Here is a 24,132-nt window from a genome sequence, read left to right on the forward strand (position 1 = left end):
CCTTCGGCAATAATGGGATCACAATTTTTTTCCAACGTACTCTGTTGCAATGCCTGTCTCCATGATCCATCCAACCCGCTACCGCGGCAATCGGCGGGGCAAGACACCTTGAGCTTTACCGAACACCAGGCCCGCTTCCGCCGCCTCTACCGCGAGCACGCCGCGTGGCAGCTGCTGCGAGCGGACAACGCGCCACATATCCTGGCCTTCGTTTCGGATCTGTTCCGCGAGGCCAGCGAAGTGCCCTTCGGCCAGGCCAGGGCGGCGCTGGCCGCGGAACTGGCGCGCTCGCGGGAGGCGAATACCTGGGAAACGGATACCCCCGCCGGCACCTATCTGCGCCAGTGGATCCAGGCGGGCTGGCTGCGCGAGCTGGACGATCAGCTCACCAGAACCGATGCCTGCGAAGTGGCGCTGCGCTTCTGCCGCGGCCTCGACCAGCGGGAGACCCACGCCACCGCCTCGCACCTGCGCATCGTTCAGGATGCGGTGCGCGATCTGGCGGTGGCGCTCAGCCCCAATGCCGATGAGCGCATCGCCATTCTCGAGGCGCGCAGGCTGCAACTGGAACTGGAGATCGACGAGTTGCGCGCGGGGATCGTACGCCAGCTGCCGGAGCAGGAGCAGAGTGAGCGGATCCGCGAGGTGTACCAGCTGGCCTCGGTGCTCACCAGTGACTTCCGCCGGGTGGAGGACGAAATCCGCCAGCTGGATCAGGCCCTGCGGGTGGACATGATCGAATCCGGTGGCGGTCGCGGCGCGGTGCTGTCTGGCCTGCTGGAAAAGGAACAGCTGTTGCTGTCGTCCGAAGCCGGCCGCGCCTTCGAGGGCTTCTTTGAGCTGCTCATGGACCAGAATCGCGGTACCGAATTGCGCGAGCAACTCAACTCCATCCTCGCCCGGCCCGCCGCCGGGCATCTGCCTCCGGGCCAGCGGCGCTTTCTCGAGCGCCTGATGCGCGAGCTGGGCCGCGAGAGCGAGCGGGTGCTCAACGTGCGCCGCCGCACTGAAGAAAGCCTGCGCGCCTTTGTGGAGAGCGGCGCCCATCTGGAAAACCGTGCGGTGGACCGGCTGCTGCGGGAGCTGGAACAGCTGGCGGTGAACTTCCCGCACAGTGAGATCAGCCTGCGCGCCGAGACTGCGCTGACCCTTGACAGTGGCAGCGCCTCGATACGCACTCTGGACAGCATGCAACTGCGCACCCCGGATCAGCAGCTGGACACCAGCGCGGTGGAGACCCACACAAACCGGCGCGAACCCAACGCCGCCATGTTGCAACACCTGGAAGCGGTGAAAGTGATGGAAGTCGCCATCGAACTGCGCGACCTGCTGCGCGCAACAGGCCCCCAGACCATTGCCGGGCTGACGGCCGCGCGACCGATCAACGCGGGGCTGGAAGAGCTGGTCGCCTGCCTGCGGGTCGCCCGCGCGATCGACGCGCCGCGCCTGCCGGAGCAGGAATCCATCACCGTCAACGATCGCCGGCGTGGCGCCATCACGGCCACCATTCCCCGCTATATGCTGCACGCGGATCTGTTTTCGCAAAAACTCGAGGATCTGTCCCTATGAGCGCGGACACCCCCATTTCAGCCCCGGATCTGTTCGACCAGTGGCGCGAAGCCAGCAGCGGACAATCTTCCGACCGGCATGCCGAGACTTCACCAACAGCGGAAATGGCCGAGGCGGCGACCGCGCAGGCATCCGATGCCGAATCAGCGGATTCCGCATCACCGGACACTTCATCATTGGATACGGGCTCTTCCTCCGCCCTGCCCCACGAAGCCCGCCGCGCCCTGGTCTATCTGCTGAAAAAAGGCGTGATCCTGTTTGCGGAAAAGCGCCTGCTGTTTGAAGCGCTGTGTCGGTACCGCGCCGGTATCGAGCAGCAGCTGGACAATATGTACCTGCGCCTGTTGCTGGACGACAAAGCGGGCATCGCCTTACTGCGGCAGCGGGAGGACACCGATGACGACGAAGACGGGGAAGTGGTCACCCTGATCACGCCCCGCACCCTCACGCTGTACGACACTCTGTTGTTGCTGGTGTTGCGCAAGCATTTCCAAGAGCGCGAGACCAGCGGCGAGCGCCAGATCATCATCGATCTGGAGCAGATCGAGGCCCGCCTTACGCCGTTCCTGCCGCTCACCAACAACAGCCGCCTGGAGCGCCGCACCCTCACCGGCGCCCTCGCCAAACTGAAAGAGCGCAAAATTCTCGCCAGTGTACGCGGTGAAGATGAGCGTTTCGAAATCACCCCGGCCATCCGCTATCTGGTGAGCGCCGATTTCCTTCAGCAACTGCTGGGCGAATACCGCAAACTGGCAGGGGCCGACGGCAACGGAGGTGACCAGCATGAGTAACGGCTTCTTCCCTCAGGGGCAGATACGCCTGGCGGAACTTTCGGTGTACAACTGGGGCTCCTTCCACGGTCTGCACACCGCCAGTATCGATGCCCACGGCACGCTGATCACCGGCGACAACGGCGCCGGCAAGTCCACGCTGATCGACGGCCTGATGGCCCTGCTGCTGCCCGCCGGCAAAAGCCACTTCAACGTCGCCGCCGCCCAGGGCGATCGCAGCGACCGCTCGCTGTTTTCCTACATGCGCGGCAGCTTCGGATCGGAGCACGACGGCGCCGAGACCCGCACCCGTAACAAGCGCGAAGGGGCCACTGCCACTGCCCTGCGCGCTCTGTACCGCGCCGACGACGGTTCCGAGATCACCCTCGCCGCGCTGTTCTGGACCACCAAACCCGGCAATTCGCTGAGCGATCTCTCCCGCCTGTATCTCGTCGCCAAACGCAATTACACCCTGGAGGAAATGCTGCGCAGCTTTGGCGAGGGCGACGCCCGCGCACTGAAGCAGACCCTGAAACAGGACCCCACGCTGATTCCCTGCGACGACCACTTCGGCGAGTACCGGGAGAACTACCGCCGCCTGTTGCACATGGAAAATGGCAACGCGCCGGCACTGCTGTCCCGCGCCCTGGGCCTGAAAAAAATTGACGACCTGACCCAGCTGATCCGCGATCTGGTACTGGAGCCCAGCGGTGTGCGCGACGATGCGCGCAAGGCGGTGGCGGAGTTCGACGATCTCAACAGCGTGCACGAACAGCTGTGCGACGTGCGCGCCCAGTGCCAGGCGCTGGCCTCACTGCCGCAGACCTGGGAATCCTACCTACAGGCAACCTCCGCGTTGGACGCGCGCAGCGCAGACCTCGCGGCCCTGCCGGTGTGGTTCGGCGAGCAGTGCGCGGCCCTGTGGCAACAGCGCATCGAATCCCTGCTGAAACAGCTGGATGCCCTGCATCAACAGCGGCTGGTGTTGGAGCAGCGGGAACAACAGGCGCAACAGGATGTGGAGAGCCGCCACGCCGACTACCTGCAGGCCGGCGGCGAGCGCATCGAATTGCTCAAAAAGGATCTGGAGCAGGCCCGCAGCCAACTGCAGCAGGTCACCAGCGCCGCCGGTGATTATCAGAAGCTGGCTCGGGCACTGCAGCTGCCGGATACACTGGACGCGGTCGAGTTTCACAGCAACCAGCAGCGCGCGCAGGCCGCGCTGGAAAATGCCGCCGGCGAGCGGCAACAGGCCCAGGATGCTTTTGCCGAGGCCAGCGCCAGGCTCGGCAATCTGCAGAGCGAACGCAACGAACTCCAGGAGCAGATCCGGGAAATCGAGGCCAGGCCGGACTCCAACATAGACCCGGCCTACCAGAAACTGCGCGACCAGATGAGCGAGGAACTGGCAATCCCCGCCGGCGAACTGATGTTTATCGGCGAACTGATCGATGTGCAGGAGGAGCACCGCGGCTGGCAGGGCGCCATCGAGCGCGCCCTCGGCGGCCTGCGCACCACGCTGGCAGTGCCCCGGGAGCGCTTCTCGATGGTCACCCGCTGGCTGAACGCCCGCCACACCGGACTGCATGTGCGCGCGCAGGTGGTCTCAAGCGATCACGGTGGACCCGCCGACTTCAAAGCCGATGGCTACCTGCGCAAACTTGTCTGGCGCGAGCACCGCTACCGCGACTGGCTGAAGCGCCACCTGGCCCGCTTCGACCTGCAGTGCGTGGCGAACACCGCCGCACTGGACGCCACACCGTTTTCCATCACCCAGCAGGGGCTGATCCACCTGGAGCGGGGGCGCTTCGAGAAAAAGGATCAGCACCGTATCGACAACCGCCGCACCTGGGCGCTGGGTTTTTCCAACAAATCCCGTCTGGCACTGATCCAGCGAGACCTGCAGGAACTGGAAAGCACCCTCGCGCAACAGGTGCCCGCCGTCGCCGCCGCGCGCGCGGCCATGGACGCGATCGAACAGCGCAACCGGCAGTGGGAAAAACTCGCCGATTTCCGCTGGCTGCAGATCGATGTGCCCGAGTGGCAGCAGCGGGTAGAGAAATTACAGTCGCTGTTGCTGGAACTGGAAAACGACCGCGGCGATCTGGCGCGGGCGAAACAGCGCTGGGACCAGGCCAAGGCATTGCATCAAGAGATCGGCGAGCAGCTCGCGCAACACAACAAACGTATCTGGGAAACCGACAAGAGCCGGCAGGAAGCGGAGAGCCGGCTGGATAGCGCCCGCCAGGAAGCGGCCATCGGAATGGACGACGCGCTGCGCGAACGATTGGACAGACGCATTGGTGCCCTTTCCGCCGACGATCTGGAAACTGCCGCGGCGCTGGAACAGCGCCACCGCGGCGAGCTGGAACAGGAGCGCAACCGCGCTGCCGCCAGCAAAACCAGCAGTAGCAACGGCGCTATCAGTATCGTTTCCACCTTTTATTCCAAGTGGGAAACGGTCGCCAGCGACTGGGGCCGGAATCTGGACGCGGTGCCGGAATACCTCACGCATCTGGCCTCACTGGAAGACGAGGGGCTGCCGGCGCTGGTGGAGCAGTTCCGCGAGCGCCTCAACCGCCACACTACCCAATCCCTCGCGGGCATCCGCTCCAAGATCGAATCCGAGCGCGAAGATATCCGCGAGCGCATCGAGGTGATCAACCGGGTGCTGGCGCGCACCGAATTCAAGGCCGGCAGCTATCTGCGCCTGTGCGCGCGCACCGACCAGTATCCCCATGTGCGCGATTTCAACCAGCAACTCACGCGCCTGTTCAGCCTGAGCGCCAGCGACGATCACGAGAGCCGTTTCGCACTGCTGAAACAGGTGATCCAGATTCTCGACAAGGCCAGTAACCCGGTCAGCGCGGGAACCCTGGAAAGCCTGCGGCTGCTGGATCCGCGCCATCAGATGTCGTTCTATGCCGAGGAAGTCGGGCGCGCGGACCAGATCATCCGCGACGTGCTGGACTCTTCCAGCGGCAAGTCCGGCGGTGAGAAAGAGGCATTTGCCGGTGTCATCGTCGCCGCCAGCCTCGCGTATGTCCTCACGCCGGATGGCAGCGATAAGCCCATCTACAGCACCGTATTTCTCGACGAGGCCTTCTCCAATACCGCCGAGGCCGTCAGCCGCCGCGTGCTGCGGGTATTCCGCGAGCTACACATCCACGTCAACCTGATCACGCCCTACAAAAACCTCAATCTGGCAAGGGAATCGGCACGCGCTCTGCTGATCGCGGAGCGCAATGCAGACACCCACGAGAGCCAGTTGTGCGAAGTGACCTGGGAGGAGATTGACCAGCGCATGCAGACGGCGGCACAGCGATCACTGGCAGCGGAGGCAGAGGTCCAGGTGGAGCCGGCGTGAGCGAGGCAAACCCCGAAAATACCTGGGGCCTGCTGCCGCATCAGGTGCGGGAGCGGCTGTTGCAGCGGGAGTGGCGCAACCGTCGCAATTTTCGCCAGCGCCTCATCGGCGAACGCCCCTTTCCCATCCAGATTTCGCTGAAGCCTCCCGGCGGTGCCGAGGCACTGGCGGAGCTCGCCCGCCTGCAGACTCTGCAGGAACAGTGGCGCACATGGCCCAGACCTGAAGAAGTACGGTGGGAAAGCCGCCAGTTCCGCCAGCTCGGCCACTGGCAACTGCCGGTGGCACTGCGGATCGACTCGATGCAGTCACTGCTGGACTGTCTCGGCGGCGAAGCTCTGGCGCTCGCTCTCCATTGGCAGAAGGTAATGGCGCCGCTATTGGCGCTCGATCACTCACTGTTCCCCACCCTCACCCGGCATCTGGAGACGCTGGAGCAGATGCGGGAACAGGACGCGCAACTGCTGGCCCGGCTATTGCCGCAACTGCGCGAAGGCCTCGGTGGCGGGCAGTATCTGCGCGCGCTGCCGCTCACCGGCGTCGACACCAAGTTTGTGGAAAGCTGGCAGCCGCTGATCAGCTCTCTTCTGGATGAACTGCACCAGGGCGCCGTCGGCGCCGCCGGTGGCCTGGTGCCCTGGCTCGACTGCCGGGAAAACCCAAAGGGCTGGTTGCTGGTGCGCCCACTCTGCCCACAGGTGCGCGCCCGGCTCGGCGGATTGCCCCTATTGCAACTCGATGCGACAACGCTGGAACAGTTTCCACTGCCCGCCGGCAACATTCTGCTGGTGGAAAACCGCCAGTCCTCTCCCGGCACCGGCCTGGGACTGCCGCTACTTGCGGACACCATCGCCATCTCTGGCAGCGGACGGAACCTGGCGTGGATGCGCGCCCCGTGGTTGGCGCAGAAACGGATCGGCTACTGGGGCGATCTGGACAGTTGGGGACTGACCCTACTGGCAGACGCGCGACGGCATCAACCGCATGTGGAATCGCTGATGATGGATATGGACACCCTGGAGCGGTTCCGGGAATTCGGGGTGGAAGAGTCAACGCCACAAACTACCTTCCCGCCGGCACTGACGGAGGAAGAACGCGGGGTATGGAAACTGCTACAGAGCGGGGGAAAAAGCATCAGACTGGAGCAGGAACGCCTGCCCCAGGACTTCGTGCACAGGCGCCTGCAGACCTGGTGCCCGATGAATGCGGCAGCCGAGGATGCAGCGGCAATCACAAGTTGATGCAGATTGCCGCCGCCCCCGATTCAGCTCCGTTTCCGGACAGGAAAGGAATTACACGCTGGGGCTGTGAATACCCATTTCACACAGGGCAGAAGTCTCGCGCACGATGGTCTGCACACGATCAGGACCGGTGGAAATGATGTCGATGGGCGCGCCTACCAGCTCTTCGATGCGGGCGATGTAGTCGCGCGCGGTCTGCGGCAGGTCTGCTTCGCGGCGGATACCGTAAGTGGTCTCATCCCAGCCCGGCATGGATTCGTACACCGGCTCCACACCTTCCCAGCCAGCGGCGTCGAACGGTACCGGAACTTCCTCGCCGGCGGCGTTGCGGTAGCCCACACAGATTTTTACTTCTTTCAGGCCATCCAGTACGTCCAGCTTGGTCAGGCACAGGCCGGAGATGCTGTTGATGCGGATGGCGTGGCGTACGGCGACGGCGTCGAACCAGCCGGTGCGGCGGCGGCGGCCAGTGGTGGCGCCGAACTCGTGACCTTTTTCGCCCAGGTGCTTGCCGACTTCACAATCCAGCTCGGTGGGGAAAGGACCGCCGCCCACGCGGGTGGTGTAGGCCTTGGTGATGCCCAGCACATAGTCCAGGTACAGCGGGCCGAAACCGGAACCGGTGGCGGTGCCACCGGCGGTCGTGTTGGAAGAGGTCACATAGGGGTAGGTGCCATGGTCGATATCCAACAGCGAGCCCTGAGCACCTTCGAACAGGATGTGCTCACCGTTTTCGCGGGCCTTGTGCAGGGTATCCGCCACGTCGATGATCATCGGCACCAGCTCGTCGCGCCAGGTCTCGGCAACCTTGAGGGTATCCTCGTAGCTCACCGGTTCGACCTTGTAGTACTGGGTCAGGGCGAAGTTGTGGTACTCCAGCAGCTCTTTCAGCTGCGCGCAGAAGTTGTCCCAGTTGCACAGGTCGCCGAGACGCAGGCCGCGGCGCGCCACCTTGTCTTCGTAGGCCGGGCCGATGCCGCGCCCGGTGGTGCCGATGGCCTTGTCGCCGCGGGCTTTTTCGCGCGCCTGGTCCAGGGCCACGTGCACCGGCAGGATCAGCGGGCAGGCCGGAGACAGGCGCAGACGCTTGCGCACCGGTACACCGGCAGCTTCCAGCTCGCCCATCTCTTTCAGCAGGGCTTCCGGGGACAGCACCACGCCGTTGCCGATCAGACAGACCACGCCCGGGCGCAGTACGCCGGAGGGGATCAGGTGCAAGACGGTTTTCTCACCGTTGATTACCAGGGTGTGGCCGGCATTGTGACCGCCCTGAAAGCGGACTACCAGCGCGACTTTCTCGGTGAGCAGATCGACAATCTTGCCCTTGCCTTCGTCGCCCCACTGGGTGCCCAGCACCACTACATTCTTGCCCATGTGCGTAAATCTCGTGTCGTCAGTTCAACGTTGGACGGGCGGATGAAAAGAGCGGCCGCGCCCGTCGTGCGGCCTGGAATTCTTGAATCAACTGGATAGTCTAGGGTTCAGGCGCGCGGCACCACCACCCAGGTGTCACCTTGCCGCACCAGCTCGCGATCACAGCGGGCCAGGGTCTCGGTGTCGTCGCTGCCCTCCCCGGGCATCGCGCTGATCACCACTTCACCGCTGGCGCGCAGCGCGCCTACGATCTGCCACAGCTCGGCGCAATCGCTCGCGGGCGCGAGAATCGCTCCCGCTTCAGGGGCGCCATTCTGCCCCAGAGCGTTGATGGCGACCAAGTCAGTACTGAAACCGGTGGCCGCGCGATCGCGTCCGAACACGGCGCCGATGCCATTGTAGCGACCGCCGTTGGCCAGGGCCTGGCCGTGACCCGGGGAATAGGCGGCAAACACCAACCCGGTCTCGTAGTCGTAACCGCGCATCTCTCCGAGATCAAAAAACAGGGTCACCTGCGGATAGCGGAGCGCCACGGCATCGGCCACCTGCTGCAATTCTTCCAGCGCGCTCACCAGAGCCCGCGGCGCGCCGCTGAACAGCTCGCGGGCGCGCGCCAGGCATTCGCAGCCGCCGGCGAGACGCGGCAGGGCGCGCAGCCAGCTGGCCGCCTGCGTGTCGGCCACATTCTCTTCCACCCAGCGCTCGATATCCGCCACCGCTTTGCTCTGCAGCAGCGCGATAAGCGCGGCCTGCTGCTCGCTGTCGAGCGCCGCAGCTTCCGCGAGGCTGCGGAAGATCGCCACGTGCCCCAGGTCCAGATGGATCTCGCGGATACCGGCGGTGCCCAGGGTTTCGAGCATCAGGCTGATGACTTCGATGTCGCCCTGCAGGCTCTCCACACCGTAGAGCTCGGCGCCGATCTGAATCGGTGCGCGCGGCCCCATCGGCGAGCGCGGACGTGTATAGAGTACCTGCCCCGCGTAGCAGAGGCGGTTGGCGCCGCTGCGGGGAAAGCTGTGGGAGTCGATGCGCGCCGCCTGCGGTGTGATGTCCGCGCGAATACCCAGACTGCGCCCGGAAAGCTGATCGGTCACGCGGAAGGTCCTGAGATCGACATCGCGCCCCATGCCAATCAGCAGGGAGTCGGCGAATTCCACCATCGGTGGAATGATCATTTCATAGCCCCAGCGATGGTAGAGATCCAGCAGGTTTCTGCGCAGGGTTTCCACCCGCTTGGCGTCCGCGGGCAAAATCTCGGCGATGCCATCCGGTAGCATCCAGCGTTCAGCTTGGGTCATGATGTGGGCATTCGACAGTATTTGATAAATAACAGCACGGTCTCGGCGACCGCGGGAACCTCAATTCCGGCGAACGGCATAATGGCCGGGCAGTCAGCAAACTGGCGTCCGCCGCACCGACACAAAAAAACCGGGCGCCGGCCCGGTTTGAGGGATTTTACCACTATTTGCCGGGACTGTGGCCAGTCCCGGCTGGATTGGTATGCGGCTTATTTTCCCGCGGGGTCTTTCAGGTAGCGGAAGAATTCGCTGTCCGGCGCCATCAGCAGCATATCGCTCTTGTCCTTGAAGGACTCCCGGTAAGCGGTGAGGCTGCGGGAGAAGCGGTAGAACTCGGGGTTCTTGCTGTAGGCCTCGGCGTAGATCCGCGCCGCCTCGGCATCGCCGGCACCGCGCAGCTCTTCCGCCTTGCGGTAGGCTTCCGCCTCAATCACCACCTTCTGGCGATCGGCGTTGGCGCGGATGCGCTCGCTGGCTTCCTGACCCTTGGCGCGGTGGTCGCGGGCCTCCAGTTCGCGACCGGTGCGCATCCGCTGGAACACGGATTCGGAGACTTCCGGCGGCAGGTCAATGCGCTTCACGCGCACATCGATGATTTCCACCCCCAGATCCTTCTGCGCGGTCTCGTTCAGATTCTTGGTGATGTCGGCCATCAGCTGGTCGCGCTGGCCGCTCACCACCTCGTGCAGATCGCGCACACCGAACTGGTTGCGCAGGCGGTTGTTGATCTGTTCTGCCAGCAGGCGCACCGCGTTGCGCTCGTCACCGCGGGTGGCCTTGTAGAAACGGCCCACGTCGACGATGCGGAACTTGGCGTAGGAGTCCACCATCATGAACTTGTTTTCGCTGTTCAGCATCCGCACCGGCTGGGAGTCAACAGTCTGGATACGGGCGTCGAACTTGCGCAGCTCATGCACCAGGGGGATTTTGAAGTACAGGCCCGGGGTGTAGTCGGTGCGCACCAGTTCACCGAAGCGCAGCAGCACGGCTTTCTCGGTCTCCTTGACCACGAAGGCGCTGCTGGAGAGTACCAGCAGGCCGACCAGCACCAGCGCGATGACAAAAAGCGACTTGTTGTTGTTCATGGCTCGTCTCCCTTAGCGTACTTCGCGGGCGCGGCGAGTGTTGTTCACTTCCGTGCGCAGCTGGTTAATGACCCTTTGGGAAATCTCGTCGATCACCTGGGGAGAAACCTGGGTGCGCTGGCTGGCGGTACTGGCACTGCCCTCGGCCAGTTTGTCCAGCGGTAGATACATCATGTTGTTGCCGCCCTCGACATCCACCATCACCTTGGAGGTATTGCTCATCACATCCTGCACCGTGTCCAGGTACATGCGCTCGCGGGTGACATCCGGTGCCTGCTGGTACTCCGTCAGGAGCTGCTCGAAACGCGAAGCTTCACCGCGGGCACTCTCGACAACGCGGGATTTGTAGGCTTCCGCCTCCTCGATCATGCGCTGGGCCTGACCGCGGGCTACCGGGATTACCTGGTTGGCATATGCCTGAGCCTCGTTCTGCAGGCGCACCTCATCCTCGCGCGCGCGCACCACGTCATCGAACGCGTCCTGCACTTCCCGCGGCGCCTTGGCGTCGGTGAGGTTCACGACATCGACGCGGATACCGGTCTGGTACAGATCCAGGTAGTCCTGCAGACGCTGCTGGGTATCTGCAGCAACCTGGCTGCGGTTCTGGGAAATAACACCGTTCAGGGTCTGGGAGCCCACCACGTGGCGCAGAGCACTGTCAGTGGCTTCCTGCAGACTTTTCAGCGGATCGGCCACGCGCAGCACAAAGGACTCCGCGTCGTCGATGTGCCACTGCACCTGCAGCACCACATCCACGATGCTGGCGTCTTCGGTGAGCATCTGGCCGGTGGTGCGTTCGGTGCGCACCTCAGTCATGTTCACCTTGGTCACATTGTCGATCAGCGGCGGGTTCCAGTGCAGACCGGAGCCAACGGTCTCGTGATATTTACCGAGGCGCAGTACCACTGCGGACTGGCTGGCATCCACCTGATAGAAGCCCCACAGGCCATAGACCACCGCGAGCACGATAAGCACCAGCGACCAGGGGAAGCTGCCGCCGCCGGGGCGACCGTCGTCCGCGCTGGCGGGCTTGCCACCGAACAGGCCATTCAACTTCTGCTGCATCTTGCGCAGCAGTTCGTCCAGATCGGGTGGGCCGTCGTTATTGCGATTGCCGCCACCCCAGGGGTCCTTGTTATTACCACCCGGTTCATTCCAGGCCATCGGTCACTCCAATTCTGTCAATTTATCAATCGTTAGCTGTCGCGAAATTCTAGCATTTTCCCCCGCGACGCAGTGTCTCTACGCGACGTCCGTTCTCAGCCGGTTTCCCAGTCTTCCGGTTTGGGCTCCTGCTCCGGTTTCTCCGGCAGCCACTGAGGCGGACTGGCGGCGTCGCGAAAGGGTGCCATCAATCGCTGTAGCTCAGAGCGCGGCAACATCACGTGCAGTTCAATGTCGCCGTTGTCGCGATAATCCTCGCGCTGCACTGCATTACTCGAAAACAGCTGCGCGCGCAGACGTGCGTGTTGCGGTGGAATCACCACTGCTCCGCTTACCATCTGGTTGCCGAGGCGCTCGGCAATTGCCTCCACCAGCAGGTCACAACCGGCACCGGTGGCCGCCGACAGCCATACCGCGCGCGGCACGCCCTGGTCGTCGCGGTCGATGCGCGGCGCCATGTCCGCCAGCAGATCAATTTTGTTGTACACCATCAGGTGCGGCAGTTCCGCCGCGCCGATTTCCTCAAGCACCAGCTGCACCTCTTCAATCAGGTGCAGGCGGTTCTCCGCCGCGGCATCTACCACGTGCAGGAGCAGCGAGGAGCTTGCCGCCTCTTCCAGCGTGGCGCGAAAGGCCTCTACCAGCCGGTGCGGCAGATGGGAGACGAAACCCACGGTATCGGCGAGGATCATCGCCCCCACGTTGGGCAGGTCAACCCGGCGCATGGTCGGGTCCAGGGTTGCAAACAGCTGGTCGCGGACATAGACATCCGCATCGCTGACGCGGTTGAACAGGGTGGATTTTCCCGCGTTGGTGTAACCCACCAGGGAGACGGTGGCGACATCCGCGCGGGAGCGCGCGCGGCGCCCCTGCTCGCGCTGACGACGCACCTTGTCCAGGCGTTTTTCGATAGCATCAATGCGCGCGCGCAGCAGGCGGCGGTCGGTTTCCAGCTGGGTTTCACCGGGGCCGCGCAGACCAATCCCCCCTTTCTGGCGCTCCAGGTGGGTCCAGCCCCGTACCAAGCGGGTGGACATGTGCCGCAACTGCGCCAGCTCCACCTGCAGCTTGCCCTCATGGGTGCGGGCGCGCTGGGCGAAAATATCGAGAATCAATCCGGTGCGGTCGAGCACCCGACACTTCAGCTCGCGCTCGATGTTGCGCTCCTGGCTCGGCGACAGGGTGTGATCGAACAGCACCAACTCGGCACCGTGCTTTTTCACGACCTCGTTGATTTCCTCCAGCTTGCCTTTGCCGACAAAGGTTTTGGGATCTGGCGTGGCGCGGGTACCGAAGATAAAGGCCACCGGATCGGCACCGGCAGACAGTGCCAATTCTTCAAATTCACGGGGGTCGTCGGGGCTGTCGATAGCGGATAGCTCCAGGTGGACCAGCACCGCAAGTTCACCGGATTCCGGGCGATCAAAAAACAAGGATTATTCTCTTGGGTTCAAAAAAGCACCAGGTCACTGGCACCGAACAACAGACGCCCCGGGCAAGCCGGGGCGCTGTCTGTATTTGCACTGCTCAGGTCAATACCGCACTGCTCGGATACCTTGGCGCCTCTTGCTTCCCGACAAGAGCACCGGCGGCCGATACACCGCGGCATTCAATCTCAGCCGAAGGTGTCGCTGCCGGCCTCAGGACCTGCGCCTTCACCTGGACCCGCCGGGTTCATCAGCGGTACGCGCACGGCGCGGGAGGGTACTACGGTGGAAATCGCGTGCTTGTAGACCATCTGGCTCACAGTGTTTTTCAGCAGCACCACGAACTGGTCGAAAGATTCGATCTGGCCTTGCAGCTTGATGCCGTTGACCAGATAGATGGAAACCGGGATACGCTCTTTACGCAAAACATTAAGGTAAGGGTCTTGTAAGCTGTGCCCTTTTGACATCGTTTTTCTCCTTGCCAAAAGATAAACCGCCAGATGACGCACGATCGCGCCCGCGAATCCCGCGGACTAAGGACGGCCATGGTAATGAGGCGTATAAAAAAGAGCCAAAAATAAACAAGGCTCTGTGAATAACTGACTGAGTTGGGCCGGCTTCACCGGCTCCCTCACGTTATGGCTGCTCAACCGAGAAATTTCAAGGCCTCTGTCAACATTTCATCGAATTTGCGTATTTTACCGTCAGGGTCCTGCGCAAAGATAGGATGCAGCTCCGGCCAGCCCCGCAGCCATGTGAGCTGACGCTTGGCCAGTTGGCGGGTGGCGGCGATGCCGGCCTCCCGCATCTGTGCAAAATCGGTCTCGCCGTCCAGATATTCCCACACCTGGCGGTAACCCACCGCGCGGATTGCCGGCAGATCCTTGTGCAAGTCGCCGCGCGCGCGCAGCGCTTTTACTTCGTCGATAAAACCGCTCTCCAGCATACGCTCAAAACGCAGGGCGATACGCTGGTGCAACAGTGCGCGATCCCGCGGCAGTATCGCCAGCTGCTGCACCCGGTAGTGCGCAAGTGGTGAAGTGCGTTCCTGCTCCGCGCGCAATTGCGTCATGGTCTTGCCAGTGAGGTGGTAGACCTCCAGCGCGCGCTCGATGCGCACCGAGTGATTCGGGTGCAGCTCGGCGGCAAGTTCCGGGTCGATTTTTTCCAGCTCCCGGTGCAGCGCCGGCCAGCCCTCTTTCTCCGCACGCGCTTCGATCAGCGCGCGAAACGCCGGATCGGCCTGTGGTAATTCCGCCATGCCCTGTAATAGAGCCTTGAAATACAGCATGGTTCCGCCCACCAGCAGCGGAATATTTCCCGCCGCGGTGATTTCCTCCATCGCCGCCAGCGCATCCTCGCGGAAGCGCCCGGCGGAATAGCTCTCAGCGGGATCGCAGATATCGATCAAGCGATGGGGGTAGCGGGCCAATTCCTCCGGGGAGGGTTTGGCGGAGCCGATATCCAGCCCGCGGTACACCAGCGCGGAATCCACACTGATCAGCTCCACCGGCAGGCGCTCGCTGATGGCCATGGCCAGATCGGTTTTACCTGACGCAGTGGGGCCCATCAGGAATATTGCACGGGGAAGAACCTCACCCAAACTCATCCTGACATCTCCAAACCGTAGCGAATGGGCGCCGCCATGTGCCCGCGCAGTAGATTTTTACTGTCCACGCATAAACCATTTGTCCATATCGGACAGCTTGACCTGCGTCCATGTAGGGCGGCCGTGGTTACACTGGCCGCTGCGCTCCGTGCGTTCCATATCCCGCAGCAGCGCATTCATTTCCGGAATGCTCAGCTTGCGGTTGGCGCGCACCGAACCGTGGCAAGCCATGGTAGAGAGAACCTCATTGATCCGATTGCCGATGCGGTCGCTGCTGCCTTCCGCCAGCAGGTCGGCGAGTACATCCCGCACCAGCTGCTCCACCGGTGCGCCGTGCAACATAATAGGTACCTGTCGCACCATGAGTGTTTCAGGGCCGGCGCGTTGCAGCACAAAGCCGAGCGCGGTGAACACTTCCTCGCGCTCTTCAAAGCAGTCCGCTTCGCGCTCGCTCACCGCGAGGCTTACCGGCACCAGCAGCGGTTGCGCCTGAATGCCACCGGCGGCATGGGCGGCCTTCATCTTTTCATACACGATGCGCTCGTGGGCCGCGTGCATGTCCACTACCACCATGCCGTGTTCGTTCTGGGACAGGATATAGATACCGTGCAGCTGCGCTACCGCGAACCCCAGGGGCGGCGTCTCGCTCGCGGACTCGGCGGGCATGGACTGCGACCACGACGCAGCAGACGGTACCGGCGCCTCGCGCACGCCGCCATCGTAGGGCCTGTGCAACTCGCCGTACCCCTGCATCTGCTGCTGGATGCGCTCCGGTGAACGGCGCTCGCCGAAACCGCCCTGTGGATAACCTGCAAAGCCGGTTTCCGATGGAGTGCCGGATGCCGGCGCGAGCGCCATGCGCTCCTGCCCGGCAAACTCGCCGGCGGCAATGCCAGAGGTCTGCGGCACGAGATCCTCGCCCTGCTCCTCACGCTGGGTTTCTCTATCGCCCGGGCGTACATCCGCCAGCGCCCGGTGCAGGGAGCCGAACAGGAAGTCGTGCACCAGGCGGCTGTCGCGGAAGCGCACTTCGTGCTTGGTGGGGTGCACGTTCACGTCCACCGCCGCCGGGTCCAGTTCCAGGTACAGCACAAACGCGGGATGGCGGCCGTGGTACAACACGTCGGCAAAGGCACGGCGCACGGCGTGGCTCACCACGCGGTCGCGGATGGCACGACCGTTGACGTAGAAAAACTGCAGGTCGGCCTGAGAGCGGGAAAACGCCGGTTCCGCGACCCAGCCCCACAGGCGCAACCCACTGCGCTCCATGTCGATATGCAGGGCATTCTGCATAAACGCGGGGCCGCACAGCTGCGCCACCCGCCGCTCCATTTCCGCCCTGGTGGTACCACCGCGCAGGTTGTGCACACCCTTGCCGTTATGCCGCAGGCTGATGGAGACATCGAAACGGGAGAGCGCGAGGCGCTTGATGGTTTCGTCGACGCGGCTGAATTCGGTTTTTTCGGTGCGCAGGAATTTTCGGCGCGCGGGGGTATTGAAGAACAGGTCCCGCACTTCGACCGTGGTGCCGCGAGGGTGTGCCGCCGGCGCCAGCTGGGTTTCCATTTCGCGCCCTTCGGCGGTCACTACCCAGCCTTTGCCGGTTTCGTCGCGGCTGCTGGTGAGGGAGAGCCGGGCGACTGATGAGATACTGGCGAGGGCTTCGCCACGAAAGCCGAGGGTGGCGACAGCTTCGAGGTCTTCGAGGGCGTGAATTTTGGAGGTGGCATGACGGGCGAGCGCGAGGTGCAGGTCGCCTTTCTCGATCCCCTTGCCGTTGTCGCGCACCATGATGCGCTTAACCCCGCCCCCGTCGAGATCCACTTCCAGCCTGGAGGCGCCGGCATCGAGGCTGTTTTCCAGCAGTTCTTTGATTACGGACGCGGGGCGCTCGACCACTTCACCGGCGGCGATCTGGTTGGCGAGTCTAGGGGATAGTAGCTGGATATTGTCGGGCATTGGGATCTTGGTATTTTGGCAGTCTGTGCCAGGTTCTTTTGGAAGTTCTAAGTTCTATGGTGGCGCTGGAGCACCGGGGGGTTGTTTTTGGAACCGCTGTGAACCCATCCCTGGGCGCTGCGGCGCAAACATCCTGTTTGCGACGCTTCCAAAAACAACCCCCCGGCACTCCAGCTTAAATTCAGGCGGCAGTACTCCGTCAGCGATATGCAAACCTGTGGGCTACACATTCATGATGCGAAGACAGGCTACTGGGGATGGGTTTTCAAAAGCGTCGGCGACAGGGACGTCGCCGACGCAGCGTACAGGGATGTATTCACAGCGGTTTTGAAAACCCATCCCCAGTAGCCTGGCGCCACTCACTTAGCGCGTACCCCATAGCCCCAGCGCGGAGCCACAAAACTCAGCCCGAAGGAATCGTCAACGTCTGCCCCACACGAATCATGGATGTCTCCATGCCATTGGCCTTCTTCAGATCCCCTACCGAAATGTTGTAGCGGGCCGCGATGCCGGACAGGGTATCACCTCGGGCAATCGTGTGCTTGCGGTCGGTGCGACTGCCATTGGACGCGAGCCAGCTTCCCGCCGGCGGGCGCGACCTGAAATGGGCCACGATGCCCTCGCCGAGCTTTTCCGCCATGCGCTTCTGGAACGACGGATCGCGCAGACGCCGCGCCTCGTCCGGGTTGGTGATAAAGCCGGTTTCCACCAGAATCGACGGCACATCCGGGTTGCGCAGTACCGAGAAGTTCGCCTGCTCCACCTTCTTCTTGTGCAGATGGGTAAAACTGCCAATGGAGCTCAACACGCTGCTGCCAATATCCAGGCTCGAGTTCATCGTCGCAGTCATCGCCAGGTCCAGCAGCACACCGGCCAAAGTATCGTCCTTGTCGCTGAGACTCAGGCTGCCGGCACCGCCAATCAGATCTGACTCGTTTTCCCGCTGCGCCAGAAAGCGCGCAGTCTCACTGGTGGCGCCGCGGGAGGAAACCACATACACCCCGGCGCCGCGGGCTTCCTTGCGGGTAAAAGCATCGGCGTGAATGGACACAAACAGGTCCGCCTTCAGCTGACGCCCCTTTTTCACCCGGTCGCGCAGGGGAATGTAGTAGTCGCCGGTGCGCACCAGCTTTGCGGTGAAACCCGGTTCGCGCTCAATGACCCTGTGCAGTTCGCGGGAAATCGCCAGCACCACGTCTTTTTCCCGCACCCCGCCGGGGCCGAGCGCGCCCGGGTCCTCGCCACCGTGGCCGGCGTCGATGGCGATCAGGATTTTCCGTTCGTCAGTCACCTGTTCGATGGTCTTTTCTTCCACCTTGTCGCGGTCGTGCAGGTCGATCACCAGGCGATCGGGCAGAGACTCGTGGCGGCGCAGGGCGAAGCTGCGGGGATTGACCGGCTGCTTGAGATCCAGCACCACGCGCAGATCGCGCTTGTCTTTGGTGGCGTAGCGCACGCCGGAGATGGGGGTTTCCGCGAGGGGCAAATCGTCCATCGACGCTCCGAGGGTTGCGCCACTCACGTCGATCACCACCCGATCGGGGTTCTGCAGGGTAAACAGCTTGTGCTCCGCGGGGCCGTCCAGATCGAATACCAGACGGGTGTGGTCCGGGGCGCGCCACAGGCGCACGCCCTCCACTTCCGCGGCAAACGACGGCAGCGCTATGAAGAGCGCCCACGCGAACAAAATGGTTGAAAGTCGCACCGGCAACCCTGCTCCGATCATTATTATTGCCCTGTCGATTCGTTGGCCGGCCTCAATCCGTGAAGCGCGGTTCAGATTTTCGCGAAGTGTGCGCCGGCCAGAACCGCAGCCCCCGCGTCACTTCCCGCCATCAATTTTAGTTCGCGCCCCTCGCCCTGCAATTGCAACTCAAGCCGCAGGTCTGGCACCGGCAACACGCCAATGCCGCGCTCGGACCACTCCACCAGGCTCAGGCTGCCGGGGCCAAAGTAATCCCGCACCCCCATGTACTCCAACTCCTCCGCGTCACCCAGACGATAGAGGTCGAAGTGATACACGCGGAAGTCAGCAAACTCGTAGGGTTCCACCAGAGTGTAGGTGGGGCTCTTTACCGCACCGCGGTGGCCGAACGCCCGCAACACACCGCGGCTGAAGGTGGTTTTGCCCGCGCCCAGCTGGCCGCCGAGAAAAATCACCAGCCCCGCCGCCATACCGGTGTCGATACATGCCTGGCCCAGCGCCTCGCCGGCGGCAACGGTGGCCACTTCGTCGGCCAGGTACAACGCTTTTTCCACGGGTTTCCAGCTCATGACATCAGTCCACCAGCTCGCGGACGTGCGGCAGCAGATCCGTGGCGAGCAACCCGCGCTGGCCATCCGCCGCGGCGCGGTTGCCCGCCTCACCGTGCAGCCACACCCCGAGGCGCGCCGCCGCCGGCAGCGCCAGACCCTGACCGATCAACGAAGCAATAATACCGGTGAGCAGGTCGCCCATGCCGCCGGACGCCATGCCCGGATTGCCGGTATTGATCACGTCCACACCGTCTGCATGGGCGATCAGGGTACCTGCGCCCTTTAATACCACCACGCCACTGAATTTTTCCTGAATCGCGCGCGCGGCGGCCACCGGATCGGCACTCACCTCCGCGGTCGGAATTCCCAACAGTCGCGCCGCCTCGCCAATGTGCGGGGTCAACACCCAATCGTCTCGCGTGATGCCGGCGAGCACGCGGCCGCCGGCGAGAATATTCAGTGCATCCGCGTCCAGCACCAGTTTTGCTGGCGCCCGCCCGGCGCGCGCCAGCAGCTGCTCGCTCCAGGGGGAGTGGCCGAGACCGGGACCGACGGCGATCACATCCGGCGATTCCAGCAAGGGCTCCAGCTCCTGCCCGGATACCACCGGATGCGCCATTACCTCGGGGCGGCGGCTGAGCGACGCCACTACATGCTCCGGGCGGGTGGCGAGCGAAATGAGGCCGCTGCCGGTGCGCGCCGCCGCCTCCGATGCCATCAGCGCGGCACCGCCGAAGCCGTGGTCACCGCCGACGATCAGCACATGGCCAAACTGGTTCTTGTAGCTGTCCGCGGCGCGCGCGGGCAGCCGCTCCAGACTGCCGCCGCTATAGCGGGTGAGCTGCGCCGGCACCTGCGCGTAGACCGCCGGCGCAGCACCCAGATCCTCGAAAATTACATCGCCCGCGAGCGCTGGCCCGCGCCCCAGAAACAGACCCGCCTTGCGGCCGATAAAGGTGACTGTGGCATTCGCACTCACCGCCTCAGCGGCAAAACCGCTGTCCGCGTTCAGGCCCGAGGGCAGGTCCACTGCCAACACCGACGCAGGGGAGCGGTTGATATGTTCAATGGCGGCATCCATCGGCGCGCGCAGCTCGCCACTGAATCCGGTGCCCAGCAGCGCATCCACCAGTACGGTGTTTTTCTCCACCGCCGGCAGCTCGGCGAGACTGGTTACCAGGGTTGCGCCCTCGCGCTCGGCAAAACCGTGGGCTTCCAGTGCTTCGCCTTTCAGTTTGTCGGCGGGCACCCCCACATACACGGTCACCGGAATCTGGCGCTGGGCGGCAAGCCCGGCAATGACATAGCCATCGCCACCGTTGTTGCCACCGCCGCAGAACACCTGGATCGAACTCACCTCAGGCCAGCGGTTGCGCAGCGCATCAAACGCCGCGCGACCGGCGCGCTTCATCAGCGCGATAGCGGGAATCTGCTGCTGGCTGATCACCAGTCCGTCCAACTGGCGCACGGCCTCGGCGCGGTAGAGTTTTTGCGGTTCTGTTGGGGAGGGATTCTGACTGTCCATAGTGTCCGACATAAGTGGCTACTGCATTCCAGCTTTGGGGCACCTCTAAAAATCTGCTGCGCATGCACCTGACGGCATCTGTTCGCACAATTTCCAAAGGCGGCCTGTGGTCAATTTTTAAACTGTGGCAAAATACCGGCGATTATACCGTCTCCACCCCCAAACCGCCGCACACCGCCACCGCCAATTTTGTGACCACGCCTCCATGAGCAACTCCCCAGATCCACAGACCATGGCCGACCTCGCCGCACAGATCCGCGTGTGGGGGCGCGAGCTGGGTTTTCAGCAGGTGGGGATTACCGACTGCCAGCTCGAGCAACACGGCGAGCGGCTGCAAGCGTGGCTGGACGCGGGCTACAACGCCGATATGGAGTGGATGGGCGCACACGGTGCCAAGCGCTGGCGACCGGAGTTGCTGGAAGAAGGCACACTGCGGGTGATCAGTGTGCGCCTGGACTACCTGCCCCCGGACACCCAGCCGGTGCAGGTACTGAAAGACCCGGGCAAGGCCTACGTATCCCGCTACGCCAACGGCCGCGACTACCACAAGCTGATCCGCAAACGCCTGGCGCAACTGGCGCAGCAGATCGACCGCTACTGTGACGAGCGCGGCATCGCGGCGAGCGGACGCGCGTTTACCGACAGTGCACCGGTAATGGAGCGGGCGCTGGCGGAGAAAGCCGGGCTCGGCTGGATCGGCAAGAACTGTATGGTGATCAATAGCAGTGCCGGCAGCTGGTTTTTTCTCGGCGAGATCTACACCAACCTGCCGCTGCCGCTGGATGTGAGCGAGCAGCCGAACCAATGCGGCGAGTGCACCGCATGCCTGAAGGTGTGCCCAACCGATGCCTTCGTGGACGCGTATACACTCGACGCGCGCCGCTGCATTTCCTACCTGACCATCGAGAACAAGGGCCCGATCCCGGAGGAATTCCGCGAGCCCATGGGCAACCGGGTATTCGGCTGCGACGACTGCCAGATCATCTGCCCGTGGAACAAATTCGCCAAATCCACCGGCGAGTCCGATTTCCACCCGCGGCATGGGCTGGATAGTGGTGCGCTGGTGGATCTGTTCAAGTGGACCGAGGAGGAATTTCTGCGGAAAACCGAGGGGTCGGCGATTCGGCGGATTGGGTTTGAGCGGTGGCAGCGGAATCTGGCGGTAGCTTTGGGGAATGCTGATTTTTCCCAGGAAATTGTTGCGGTTTTGGAAGAGTCTCTTGGTACCACTACGCCAATGGTGGCAGAACATATTGAGTGGGCCTTGGAGCGATTGCGTAGTGGGCGGCGTAGAAAACGGAAAATCAAACGGGCTGCATCTTGAGTTTTTGGCCCGAAGCATTGGGAGCTTTGATTTAGGTTTGGTGGCGGCGAAGCGCCGGGTATCTGTTTCCAAAACCGCTGTGAATACATCCCTGTACGCTGCGTCGGCGACGTCCCTGTCGCCGACGCTTTTGGAAACAGATCCCCGTCACTCCACCTTCGATTCAAGTTTTTGCACTCCGTAAGCATCTGCCGCTAGCAAGCAATTCGACTTTTGTATTTTGCTTACGAAGTGCCGCGCTCAGATGCGAAGGCCTGGTACCGGGGGCGGGTTTTCGGGAGCGTCGCAAACAGGATGTTTGCGCCGCAGCGCCCAGGGATGGGTTCACAGCGGTCCCGAAAACCCGCCCCCGGTACCCGGCCGCCGCCCCACCAGCTTCCAAGCCACCCAAAAACCACCGAAGCCAAAAACCTCAGCTCATGCGAAAAAAGTGCTCGCGATAATGCTTCAGCTCATTGATCGAATCGTGAATATCATCCAGCGCCAGGTGTGAAGAAGTTTTCTTAACGCCTTCCAGCACGTCGGGCCGCCAGCGCCGGGCCAGCTCCTTCACCGAACTCACATCCAGATTCCGGTAGTGGAAGTACCGCTCCAGTAACGGCATGTACTTCACCAGAAAGCGGCGATCCTGGCCAATGGAATTGCCGCACATGGGCGAGGCGCCCTCCGGCACCCAGTGGCTCAGGAACTCGATGGTCTCCCGCTCCGCCTCCCGCTCGCTGAACGGCGACTCCTTCACCCGCGCCACCAGCCCCGATCCCCCGTGCTGCTCCGTATTCCAGTCATCCATCGCCGCCAGCAGCGCATCGCTCTGGTGGATCGCCATCACCGGCCCCTCCGCCAGCACATTCAGGCGCGAATCCGTCACCACCGTGGCAATCTCGATGATGCGCTCTCTCTCGGGATCGAGACCGGTCATTTCCAGATCGATCCAGATCAGATTATTCTGATCCACAATAGTCTCCTGTCTGGCCGCCAGACCCGACGGCAAATGAATATGGCATGGACGAATGGGCTGGAATCTACAAGATTGGCAAGGTACCGCAATCCTACAGTGATGCAAGTTATAATCTGCCGCCCCCCACAAACCGAGCGCCACCCCGGCCCCTGAACCAGGATCTATGAGCAAACGCAAACTCAACCGCCGCCAGCAGTGGCGCATCGCCAAGATTCAGGAAGAACGGGAAGCCCGCGCGCGCAAACGCGACGCGAGCTTCGAGCACGCGGAAGAAGAGGGTGACCTGGGGCCGGAACAGACCGGTCTCATCATCGCCAACTACGGCAGCCAGGTGCTGGTGGAAGGTGAAGCCGGCAGCACACTGCGACAGCGCTGCCATGTGCGCGCAAATATCGACACGTTGGTAACCGGTGACCAGGTTGCCTGGCGCCCGGCCACCGGCGAATCCACCGGCGGCCTCGGTGTCGTCGGCGCGCGCCTGCCGCGCCATTCCGAGTTGCAACGCCCGGACCGCTACGGCGACATGAAAACCGTTGCCGCCAACATCGACCGCATTCTCATTGTCATCGCGCCCTACCCCGAGCCCTTCGCCAACGCCATCGACCGCTATCTGGTGGCCGCGGAGACCACCGGCATACAGCCGCTGCTGCTGCTGAACAAGATAGACCTGATCGACGACAGCAACCGCGACAGCCTGGAACAACTGCTGGCCCCCTATCCCGGTCTCGGCTACGAGGTACTCAAGCTTTCCACCAAAACCGGCGAAGGTCTCGACGGCCTGCTCGCCACCCTCGCCCAAGGCACCAGTGTGTTCGTCGGCCAGTCGGGCGTGGGCAAATCGTCGCTGATCAACGGCCTGCTGCCCGGTACCGACGCGCGCACCAGCGCGCTGTCGGAAGCCACCGGCAAAGGGACCCACACCACCACCGCCGCGGAACTGTTTCACCTGCCCAGTGGCGGCGATCTGATAGACTCCCCCGGCATCCGCGAATTCGGTATCTGGCACATGAGCGAACAGGAACTGCTGGAAGGCTTCGTGGAATTCCGCCCGTTTATCGGCCACTGCCGCTTCCGCGACTGTAACCACCAGGGCGAACCCGGCTGTGCCATCAAAAACGCCCTCAAGCGCGGCGACATCAGCCAGCGGCGCATGGACAGCTACCAGCATCTGCGCAACAGCCTGGAAAATGAATAGCAGGCCCACAC

The 24,132-nt window shown here is 63.1% G+C and carries 19 protein-coding genes; 7 read left to right on the forward strand and 12 right to left on the reverse strand.

Annotation, left to right across the window (positions count from 1 at the left end; all coding sequences use genetic code 11):
• Positions 1–108 precede the first annotated feature (108 nt).
• From GNX18_RS12340 to GNX18_RS12355, 4 genes are read left to right on the forward strand one after another with little or no spacing between them, the layout of a single operon-like run.
• Positions 109–1,569, forward strand: a complete 1,461-nt coding sequence (locus GNX18_RS12340; protein ID WP_205827899.1) for a DUF3375 domain-containing protein — start codon at positions 109–111, stop codon at positions 1,567–1,569.
• Positions 1,566–2,360 carry a DUF4194 domain-containing protein gene (locus GNX18_RS12345; RefSeq protein WP_205827900.1) on the forward strand — a complete coding sequence of 265 codons (795 nt, stop codon included), beginning with the start codon at positions 1,566–1,568 and terminating at the stop codon, positions 2,358–2,360. Before GNX18_RS12340 ends, GNX18_RS12345 begins: the two co-directional genes overlap by 4 nt.
• A complete protein-coding gene (locus GNX18_RS12350) occupies positions 2,353–5,706 on the forward strand; it encodes an ATP-binding protein (RefSeq protein WP_166218476.1) in 3,354 nt (1,117 codons plus the stop codon). Before GNX18_RS12345 ends, GNX18_RS12350 begins: the two co-directional genes overlap by 8 nt.
• Complete coding sequence (locus GNX18_RS12355) at positions 5,703–6,947, forward strand: DUF3322 domain-containing protein (RefSeq protein ID WP_166218478.1); 1,245 nt, start codon at positions 5,703–5,705, stop codon at positions 6,945–6,947. The genes GNX18_RS12350 and GNX18_RS12355 overlap by 4 nt, the downstream gene beginning before the upstream one ends.
• A gap of 51 nt (positions 6,948–6,998) precedes the next feature.
• On the opposite strand, the gene GNX18_RS12360 is transcribed toward GNX18_RS12355, so the two are convergent.
• From GNX18_RS12360 to GNX18_RS12410, 11 genes are all read right to left on the reverse strand, one after another.
• Positions 6,999–8,321, reverse strand: coding sequence for an adenylosuccinate synthase (locus GNX18_RS12360; RefSeq protein ID WP_166218480.1), 1,323 nt, complete (start codon positions 8,319–8,321; stop codon positions 6,999–7,001).
• A gap of 107 nt (positions 8,322–8,428) precedes the next feature.
• Entirely contained in the window at positions 8,429–9,619 is a 1,191-nt protein-coding gene (locus tag GNX18_RS12365) for an ATP phosphoribosyltransferase regulatory subunit (protein WP_138235180.1), read from the reverse strand.
• A 209-nt stretch (positions 9,620–9,828) separates the two neighbouring features.
• Entirely contained in the window at positions 9,829–10,704 is an 876-nt protein-coding gene (gene hflC, locus GNX18_RS12370; RefSeq protein ID WP_166218482.1) for a protease modulator HflC, read from the reverse strand.
• A 12-nt stretch (positions 10,705–10,716) separates the two neighbouring features.
• Entirely contained in the window at positions 10,717–11,868 is a 1,152-nt protein-coding gene (hflK, locus tag GNX18_RS12375) for an FtsH protease activity modulator HflK (protein WP_138235182.1), read from the reverse strand.
• Between the two features lie 95 nt (positions 11,869–11,963).
• The gene (hflX, locus tag GNX18_RS12380) at positions 11,964–13,301 is read right to left on the reverse strand and encodes a ribosome rescue GTPase HflX (protein ID WP_138235183.1); all 1,338 of its coding nucleotides are present in this window, start codon (positions 13,299–13,301) and stop codon (positions 11,964–11,966) included.
• Positions 13,302–13,483: 182 nt separating this feature from the next.
• Positions 13,484–13,762, reverse strand: a complete 279-nt coding sequence (hfq, locus tag GNX18_RS12385; RefSeq protein ID WP_138235184.1) for an RNA chaperone Hfq — start codon at positions 13,760–13,762, stop codon at positions 13,484–13,486.
• Between the two features lie 179 nt (positions 13,763–13,941).
• Positions 13,942–14,904 carry a tRNA (adenosine(37)-N6)-dimethylallyltransferase MiaA gene (miaA, locus tag GNX18_RS12390; RefSeq protein WP_166218484.1) on the reverse strand — a complete coding sequence of 321 codons (963 nt, stop codon included), beginning with the start codon at positions 14,902–14,904 and terminating at the stop codon, positions 13,942–13,944.
• Between the two features lie 57 nt (positions 14,905–14,961).
• On the reverse strand, positions 14,962–16,863 hold the full coding sequence (gene mutL, locus GNX18_RS12395; protein WP_166218486.1) for a DNA mismatch repair endonuclease MutL: 1,902 nt from the start codon (positions 16,861–16,863) through the stop codon (positions 14,962–14,964).
• A 403-nt stretch (positions 16,864–17,266) separates the two neighbouring features.
• Entirely contained in the window at positions 17,267–18,589 is a 1,323-nt protein-coding gene (locus GNX18_RS12400) for an N-acetylmuramoyl-L-alanine amidase (protein WP_166218488.1), read from the reverse strand.
• A 50-nt stretch (positions 18,590–18,639) separates the two neighbouring features.
• Complete coding sequence (gene tsaE / locus GNX18_RS12405; protein ID WP_166218490.1) at positions 18,640–19,137, reverse strand: tRNA (adenosine(37)-N6)-threonylcarbamoyltransferase complex ATPase subunit type 1 TsaE; 498 nt, start codon at positions 19,135–19,137, stop codon at positions 18,640–18,642.
• A gap of 4 nt (positions 19,138–19,141) precedes the next feature.
• Positions 19,142–20,656, reverse strand: a complete 1,515-nt coding sequence (locus GNX18_RS12410) for an NAD(P)H-hydrate dehydratase (protein WP_166218492.1) — start codon at positions 20,654–20,656, stop codon at positions 19,142–19,144.
• A gap of 2 nt (positions 20,657–20,658) precedes the next feature.
• On the opposite strand from GNX18_RS12410, the gene GNX18_RS12415 reads away from it, so the two are divergent.
• Together GNX18_RS12415 and queG are read left to right on the forward strand one after the other, a co-directional pair.
• Entirely contained in the window at positions 20,659–20,853 is a 195-nt protein-coding gene (locus GNX18_RS12415) for a hypothetical protein (protein WP_166218494.1), read from the forward strand.
• Positions 20,850–21,968, forward strand: coding sequence for a tRNA epoxyqueuosine(34) reductase QueG (gene queG, locus GNX18_RS12420; protein WP_166218496.1), 1,119 nt, complete (start codon positions 20,850–20,852; stop codon positions 21,966–21,968). Before GNX18_RS12415 ends, queG begins: the two co-directional genes overlap by 4 nt.
• A gap of 412 nt (positions 21,969–22,380) precedes the next feature.
• On the opposite strand, the gene orn is transcribed toward queG, so the two are convergent.
• Positions 22,381–22,923 carry an oligoribonuclease gene (orn, locus tag GNX18_RS12425; protein WP_205827901.1) on the reverse strand — a complete coding sequence of 181 codons (543 nt, stop codon included), beginning with the start codon at positions 22,921–22,923 and terminating at the stop codon, positions 22,381–22,383.
• Positions 22,924–23,089: 166 nt separating this feature from the next.
• On the opposite strand from orn, the gene rsgA reads away from it, so the two are divergent.
• Entirely contained in the window at positions 23,090–24,121 is a 1,032-nt protein-coding gene (gene rsgA, locus GNX18_RS12430; RefSeq protein WP_166218498.1) for a small ribosomal subunit biogenesis GTPase RsgA, read from the forward strand.
• Positions 24,122–24,132 lie beyond the last annotated feature (11 nt).

Origin of the sequence: Microbulbifer sp. SH-1, assembly GCF_011326135.1 — a bacterium.
GTDB classification, from domain to species: Bacteria; Pseudomonadota; Gammaproteobacteria; order Pseudomonadales; family Cellvibrionaceae; genus Microbulbifer; species Microbulbifer harenosus.

Coding starts and splice junctions, on each gene's coding strand:
- rsgA (WP_166218498.1), top strand. CDS start 23,090: ATGAGCAAACGCAAACTCAACCGCCGCCAGCAGTGGCGCATCGCCAAG.
- mutL (WP_166218486.1), bottom strand. CDS start 16,863: ATGCCCGACAATATCCAGCTACTATCCCCTAGACTCGCCAACCAGATC.
- tsaE (WP_166218490.1), bottom strand. CDS start 19,137: ATGAGCTGGAAACCCGTGGAAAAAGCGTTGTACCTGGCCGACGAAGTG.
- GNX18_RS12410 (WP_166218492.1), bottom strand. CDS start 20,656: ATGTCGGACACTATGGACAGTCAGAATCCCTCCCCAACAGAACCGCAA.
- hfq (WP_138235184.1), bottom strand. CDS start 13,762: ATGTCAAAAGGGCACAGCTTACAAGACCCTTACCTTAATGTTTTGCGT.
- miaA (WP_166218484.1), bottom strand. CDS start 14,904: ATGAGTTTGGGTGAGGTTCTTCCCCGTGCAATATTCCTGATGGGCCCC.
- hflK (WP_138235182.1), bottom strand. CDS start 11,868: ATGGCCTGGAATGAACCGGGTGGTAATAACAAGGACCCCTGGGGTGGC.
- GNX18_RS12400 (WP_166218488.1), bottom strand. CDS start 18,589: ATGATCGGAGCAGGGTTGCCGGTGCGACTTTCAACCATTTTGTTCGCG.
- GNX18_RS12350 (WP_166218476.1), top strand. CDS start 2,353: ATGAGTAACGGCTTCTTCCCTCAGGGGCAGATACGCCTGGCGGAACTT.
- hflC (WP_166218482.1), bottom strand. CDS start 10,704: ATGAACAACAACAAGTCGCTTTTTGTCATCGCGCTGGTGCTGGTCGGC.
- GNX18_RS12345 (WP_205827900.1), top strand. CDS start 1,566: ATGAGCGCGGACACCCCCATTTCAGCCCCGGATCTGTTCGACCAGTGG.
- GNX18_RS12360 (WP_166218480.1), bottom strand. CDS start 8,321: ATGGGCAAGAATGTAGTGGTGCTGGGCACCCAGTGGGGCGACGAAGGC.
- queG (WP_166218496.1), top strand. CDS start 20,850: ATGAGCAACTCCCCAGATCCACAGACCATGGCCGACCTCGCCGCACAG.
- GNX18_RS12365 (WP_138235180.1), bottom strand. CDS start 9,619: ATGACCCAAGCTGAACGCTGGATGCTACCGGATGGCATCGCCGAGATT.